The sequence below is a fragment of the Streptomyces acidicola genome (genome assembly GCF_009377235.1).
Classification (GTDB): domain Bacteria; phylum Actinomycetota; class Actinomycetes; order Streptomycetales; family Streptomycetaceae; genus Streptomyces; species Streptomyces acidicola.
Map to the genome: position 1 here is coordinate 1 of NZ_VMNX01000379.1, position 6,162 is coordinate 6,162.

Annotated in this window: 4 protein-coding genes and 1 pseudogene; all 5 read left to right on the forward strand. The window is 71.6% G+C overall.

Annotated features, from left to right (window positions below; translation table 11 throughout):
- Positions 1-230: pseudogene (locus FPZ41_RS49225) on the forward strand (nuclear transport factor 2 family protein); the annotation flags it as partial.
- Positions 227-853, forward strand: a complete 627-nt coding sequence (locus tag FPZ41_RS44135) for a TetR/AcrR family transcriptional regulator (RefSeq protein WP_152870259.1) — start codon at positions 227-229, stop codon at positions 851-853. The pseudogene FPZ41_RS49225 and the gene FPZ41_RS44135, both read left to right, overlap by 4 nt.
- Before the next feature lie 118 nt (positions 854-971).
- Positions 972-3,239 carry a molybdopterin oxidoreductase family protein gene (locus tag FPZ41_RS44140; protein ID WP_322621514.1) on the forward strand — a complete coding sequence of 756 codons (2,268 nt, stop codon included), beginning with the start codon at positions 972-974 and terminating at the stop codon, positions 3,237-3,239.
- 122 nt (positions 3,240-3,361) lie between these two features.
- Entirely contained in the window at positions 3,362-4,831 is a 1,470-nt protein-coding gene (locus FPZ41_RS44145; RefSeq protein WP_152870261.1) for a CitMHS family transporter, read from the forward strand.
- 50 nt (positions 4,832-4,881) lie between these two features.
- Positions 4,882-6,162, forward strand: a 1,281-nt coding sequence (locus FPZ41_RS44150; protein WP_322621515.1) for an MFS transporter, incomplete at its 3' end; no start/stop codon positions are given.

The following is a 6,162-nucleotide window of genomic DNA, read 5'->3' on the forward strand; positions in this document are numbered from 1 at the left end:
GCACCCACCCCCTCACCGCCCGCCTCTACGCCGACGACCACACCGTGTGGGCCGTCGACGGCGAGCCCGTCGAGAGCACGGCGGACATCACCGCGTCGGAGCCCGAGCCGGCGCCGACCGCGAGCGGGGACGCTCCGGGTGCCACGGTGAGCAGGAGCGGATCCCCGGCCCGTACTGAAGGGCGTACCTGTACGGAGCGCTCATCGCACCCAGGCGGAAAGGCATCATGAAGCCCGTGTCCCACGCGACCTCGCTGCGTCGCGCGCCCGTGCAGCGCCGCAGCGCCGAACGACTGACCAGGATCCTCGACGCCTGCGCCGACCTGCTCGACGAGGTGGGCTACGACGCCCTGAGCACCCGCGCCGTCGCCCTGCGGGCCGGCGTGCCCATCGGCTCCGTGTACCGCTTCTTCGGCAACAAACGCGCGATGGCCGACGCCCTCGCCGAGCGCAACCTCGACCGTTTCACCGAGCGCGTCACCGAGCGGCTGCGGGACGCGGGCAAGGCGACCGGCGGCGGCTGGCGCACGGCCATGGACGCCGTCCTCGACGAGTACCTCGACATGAAGCGCACCGCCCCCGGCTTCGCCCTCGTCGACTTCGGCAACCAGATACCCGTCGGCGCCCGCCACGCCAAGCCCAACACCCGCGTCGCGGACCGTCTCAGCCGGCTCCTCTCCGGCTATATCGACCGCACCCCCGACGAGGACCTCCGCCGCGCCTTCCTCGTCGCCGTGGAAACCGCGGACACCCTCGTCCACCTCGCCTTCCGTGTGTCGCCGGAGGGCGACGCGCGGATCATCGAGGAGGCGCGGGAGCTGCTGGGGGCCTATCTGGGGCGGGTGCTGGACTGACCGACTGACCGAGAGGGCTCCCCAGGGTACATACCGGTCGGTATGCTCGGTGGCGGTCGTGTCCCAGCACAGCCGTGTCCCGCCGTAGTAGTGCACCGCCGCAGCCCCGGGAGGACCCGTGTCCCGTACCGCCGACACCACCGCAGACTCCCGTACGGCCCTGCGGATATGCCCCCTCTGCGAGGCCACCTGCGGCCTGACCCTCACCATCGAGGGCGCCCGGGTGACCGGGGTGCGCGGGGACCGGAACGACGTGTTCAGCAAGGGGTTCATCTGTCCGAAGGGCGCCTCGTTCGGCGCGGCCGACGCGGACCCGGACCGGCTGCGCACCCCGCTGGTCCGCAAGGACGGGGAACTGCGCGAGGCGACCTGGGAGGAAGCGTTCGACGCCGTCGCCGCGGGCCTGCGGCCGGTCGTCGAGGCGCACGGACCCCATGCCGTCGGCGTCGTCCTCGGCAACCCGAACGTGCACACCATGGCCGGCGCCCTCTACCCGCCCGTCCTCCTGGCCGGCCTCGGCACCCGAAGCCTCTTCACGGCCTCCACGGTCGACCAGATGCCCAAGCACGTCTCCAGCGGACTGCTCTACGGCGACGCGGGCGCCATCCCCGTACCCGACCTCGACCGCACCGACCACCTGCTGCTGCTCGGCGCCAACCCCCTGGAGTCCAACGGCAGTCTGTGCACCGCGCCGGACTTCCCCGGCAAGCTCAAAGCCCTCAAGGCGCGCGGCGGCACGCTGACCGTCGTCGACCCGCGCCGCACCCGCACCGCCGAACTCGCCGACCGGCACGTCGCCATCAGGCCGGGCACGGACGCGCTGCTGCTCGCGGCGATGGCGTACGTCCTCTTCGAGGAGAAGCTCGTCGACCTCGGCGAGCTCGCCCCGCACGTGCTGGGTGTCGAGGAACTCGCCCACGCGATGGAGGAGTTCACACCCGAAGCCGTGGCCGACGCGTGTGACGTGGACGCCGGTACCATCCGTGCCCTCGCCCGTGAACTGGCCGACGCGCGGGCGGCCGCCGTCTACGGGCGCATCGGCAGCTGCACCGTCCCGCACGGCACCCTCGCCAACTGGCTCATCGACGTGCTGAACATCCTCACCGGCAATCTCGACCGGCCGGGCGGGGCCCTCTTCCCGCTGTCCGCCACGGACAGGACACCCCGGCCGGCCGGACCCGGTCGCGGGTTCCAACTCGGGCGCTGGCACAGCCGGGTGAGCCGGCACCCGGAGGCGAAGGGCGAACTGCCGCTGTCCGCCCTCACCGAGGAGATCGACACCGCGACCGACGAGGGCACGCCCGTGCGCGCCGTGATCGCCGTCGCCGCCAACCCGGTCCTCTCCGCCCCCGACGGCGACCGGCTCGACCAGGCCCTCGGCTCGCTGGACTTCATGGTCGGCGTCGACCCGTACCTCAACGAGACCTCGCGGCACGCACACGTGATCCTGCCGCCGCCCCCGCCCGCGCAGGCCCCGCACTTCGACTTCGCGTTCAACGCCCTCGCCGTGCGCAACCAGGCCCGCTACAGCCCCGCCGCCGTGCCCCTGGAGGACGGGCGGATGCCCGAGACCGAGATCCTGGCCCGGCTGGTCCTCGCCGCGACCGGCATGCACGGCGCCGACCCCTCCGCCGTGGACGCGATGGTCATCGACCAGACCCTCGGGAAGGCCGTGAAGGAGGCCCACTCGCCCGTGCACGGCCGGGACCCGCGTGAGCTGGCAGCCGCCCTCACCGGGGACACCGGCCCCGAGCGGCGGCTCGACATGATGCTGCGCCTCGGCCCGTACGGCGACGGCTTCGGCGCCCGGCCCGACGGGCTGAGCCTGGCCGAGCTCCTCGCCCACCCGCACGGCATCGACCTCGGGCCGCTCCGGCCCCGGCTGCCGGGGCCGCTCAAGACGGTGAGCGGCAAGGTCGAGCTGCTGCCGCGGCCGATCGCCGACGACCTGCCGAGGCTCCGGCAGGCGCTGCGGGAACGCCCGGACGGGCTCGTGCTCGTGGGGCGGCGGCATCTGCGGTCCAACAACAGCTGGATGCACAACGTGCCCGCCCTCACCGGCGGTACCAACCGCTGCACGCTGCACCTCCACCCCGATGACGCCGAACGCCTCGGGATCGCCGACGGAGACGCCGTACGGATCAAGGGCGCCGGGGGAGAGATCACCGCTCCGGCCCAGGTCACCGACGGCATCCGGCGCGGTGTCGTCAGCCTCCCGCACGGCTGGGGGCACGACCGGCCGGGCACCCGTATGAGCCATGCCGCGCTCGACCCCGGCGTCAACGTCAACCAGCTCCTCGACGGCTCCCAGCTCGACCCGCTGTCGGGCAACGCGGTCCTCAACGGCGTGCCCGTGGACGTCGCTCGGACTGCGGCAACGCTGTGACCAGGAGTTTTGCGCTTATTGCTCGCATGTCAACATCTTGTTAACGCGTGTCAACGGGTCCTAACGTCGCTCCATCCGCCGGCCCTGGTGGCTGTTCAAGGGCGAACGTTAGGTATCCATTTATGCTCACCATCCTCGGCTTCGCCATGATCGCGACCTTCCTGGTCCTGATCATGATGAAGAAGATGTCGCCGATCGCGGCGCTCGTGCTGATCCCCGCACTCTTCTGCGTGTTCGTCGGAAAAGGTGCCAACCTCGGCGACTACGTCATCGAGGGGGTGGGCAACCTCGCGCCCACCGCCGCGATGCTGATGTTCGCCATCGTCTACTTCGGCCTCATGATCGACGTGGGCCTCTTCGACCCGATCGTCCGGGGCATCCTGAAGTTCTGCAAGGCCGACCCGCTGCGCATCGTCATCGGTACGGCCGTGCTCGCCGCCATCGTGTCGCTCGACGGTGACGGTTCGACCACCTTCATGATCACGGTCTCGGCGATGTACCCGCTGTACAAGCGCCTGAAGATGAGCCTGGTCGTGATGACCGGTGTCGCCGCCACCGCCAACGGCGTGATGAACACGCTGCCCTGGGGCGGTCCGACGGCCCGCGCCGCCACCGCGCTCAAGCTCGACGCGGCCGAGATCTTCGTCCCGATGATCCCCGCGCTCCTCGTCGGCCTGCTCTTCGTCTTCGTCCTCTCGTACTTCCTCGGTCTGCGTGAGCGCAAGCGCCTCGGTGTGCTGAGCCTGGACGACGTCCTGGAGCAGGAGAAGATCGTCAAGGACGGCGAGGGCACGAAGCAGGAGGCGGCCGAGACGGTGCTCGTGGGCGCGGGTGCCTCCGGCGGTTCCGGTAACGGCAAGGGCGGTACGGCGAAGACAGGCGGGGGCGCGGGTTCCGGCACCGACGCGGACGCCGCCGACGACTCCGACGACGAGCACGAGGACGCGCGGCTGCAGGGCCTGGACCCCAACCGCCCGACCCTGCGCCCGAAGCTGTACTGGTTCAACGCGCTGCTCACGGTCGCCCTGCTCACCGCGATGATCATGGAGCTGCTGCCGATCCCGGTGCTGTTCCTGCTCGGCGCCGCGCTCGCGCTGACCGTCAACTTCCCCCACATCCCCGACCAGAAGGCCCGGCTCGCCGCCCACGCCGACAACGTCCTCAACGTCTCCGGCATGGTCTTCGCCGCCGCCGTCTTCACCGGCGTCCTCCAGGGCACCGGCATGGTCGACTCCATGGCCAAGTGGATCGTCGACGGCATCCCCAGCGGCATGGGCCCGCACATGGCGCTCGTCACCGGCTTCCTGAGCCTGCCGCTCACGTACTTCATGTCGAACGACGGCTTCTACTTCGGTGTCCTGCCGGTCCTCGCCGAGGCGGGTGCCGCGCACGGGGTGTCGCCGCTGGAGATCGCCCGCGCCTCGCTCGTCGGCCAGCCGCTGCACATGTCGAGCCCGCTGGTCCCGGCCGTGTACGTGCTCGTCGGTATGGCCAGGGTCGAGTTCGGTGACCACACGAAGTTCGTGGTCAAGTGGGCCGCCATCACCTCGCTGATCATCCTCGGGGCAGGGATACTGTTCGGCATCATCTGAGCCCGGCGGGGCAGTTGAACCGCCAGAGAACGTCCGAGGAGGTCCGTGTCGTGAGGCCCGGTGGGAATCGCGGCTGGCTGCTTCGCCTCGTCATCGCCTTCAGTTTCGCGCAGGGGGCGGTGTCGATGGCCCGGCCCGCCGTGTCCTACCGGGCCCTTGCGCTGGGCGCCGACGAGCGCGCGATCGGTGTGATCGCGGGGGTCTACGCCCTGCTCCCGCTGTTCGCCGCCGTACCACTGGGCCGCCGCACCGACCACGGGCGGTGCGCGCCCCTGCTGCCCATCGGTGTCGTCCTCATCTCCGGCGGCTGTGTGTTCAGCGGCCTCGCCGACTCGCTGCTGGCGATGGCCGCCTGGAGCGGGGTGATGGGGCTCGGGCACCTGTCCTTCGTCATCGGCGCCCAGTCGATCGTCGCCCGCCAGTCCGCGCCGCACGAACAGGACCGCAACTTCGGCCACTTCACCATCGGCGCCTCTCTCGGCCAGCTGATCGGGCCGATCGCCGCGGGCGCACTGATCGGCGGCGGGGACATGGCGGGCACGAGCGCGCTCGCACTGCTGGTGGCGGGCGCGGGGGCCGCGGTGTCGTGCACCTCGCTGTGGCGCATAGAGCGCCGTACGGCCCCCAAATCCCGTACCACGGCGGGCGAACGCGTCCCCGTCCATCGCATCCTGCGCGCCCGGGGTGTGCCCGCGGGCATTTTCATCAGCCTCGCCGTACTGTCCGCGACGGACATCCTCACCGCGTACCTGCCGGTGGTCGGCGAGGAGCGCGGTATCGCGCCGTCCGTGATCGGCCTGCTGCTCAGCCTGCGCGCGGCGGCCACCATCGCCTGCCGGCTCGTGATGACGCCCATGCTGCGGCTGCTCGGCAGGACCGCGCTGCTCACCGTGACATGCCTGCTGGGCGCCGTGCTGTGCGCCGGGATCGCGCTGCCCGTGCCGGTATGGGCGCTTGCCGTGATGCTCGCCGCGCTCGGGTTCTGTCTCGGGGTCGGGCAGCCGTTGTCCATGACGACGGTCGTGCAGGCCGCCCCGGACGGCGCCCGCTCCACCGCCCTCGCGCTGCGGCTGACCGGCAACCGGCTCGGCCAGGTCGCCGCGCCCGGCGCCGCGGGGCTGATCGCCGGAGTCGCGGGTGTCGCCGCGCCGTTCGTGATGCTGGGCGGGCTGTTGCTGCTGTCCTCGGGCATAGCGTTGCGGTCGCCCGCGAAGCCGGGGCCGGGGCGGGACGAGGACGGGGACAGGGACGGGCACAGGGACGGACACAGGGACGGACACAGGGACGAGGACGGGACCCGCAGGAGCCGGGGGAGCAGGGGGGTCCGGGGT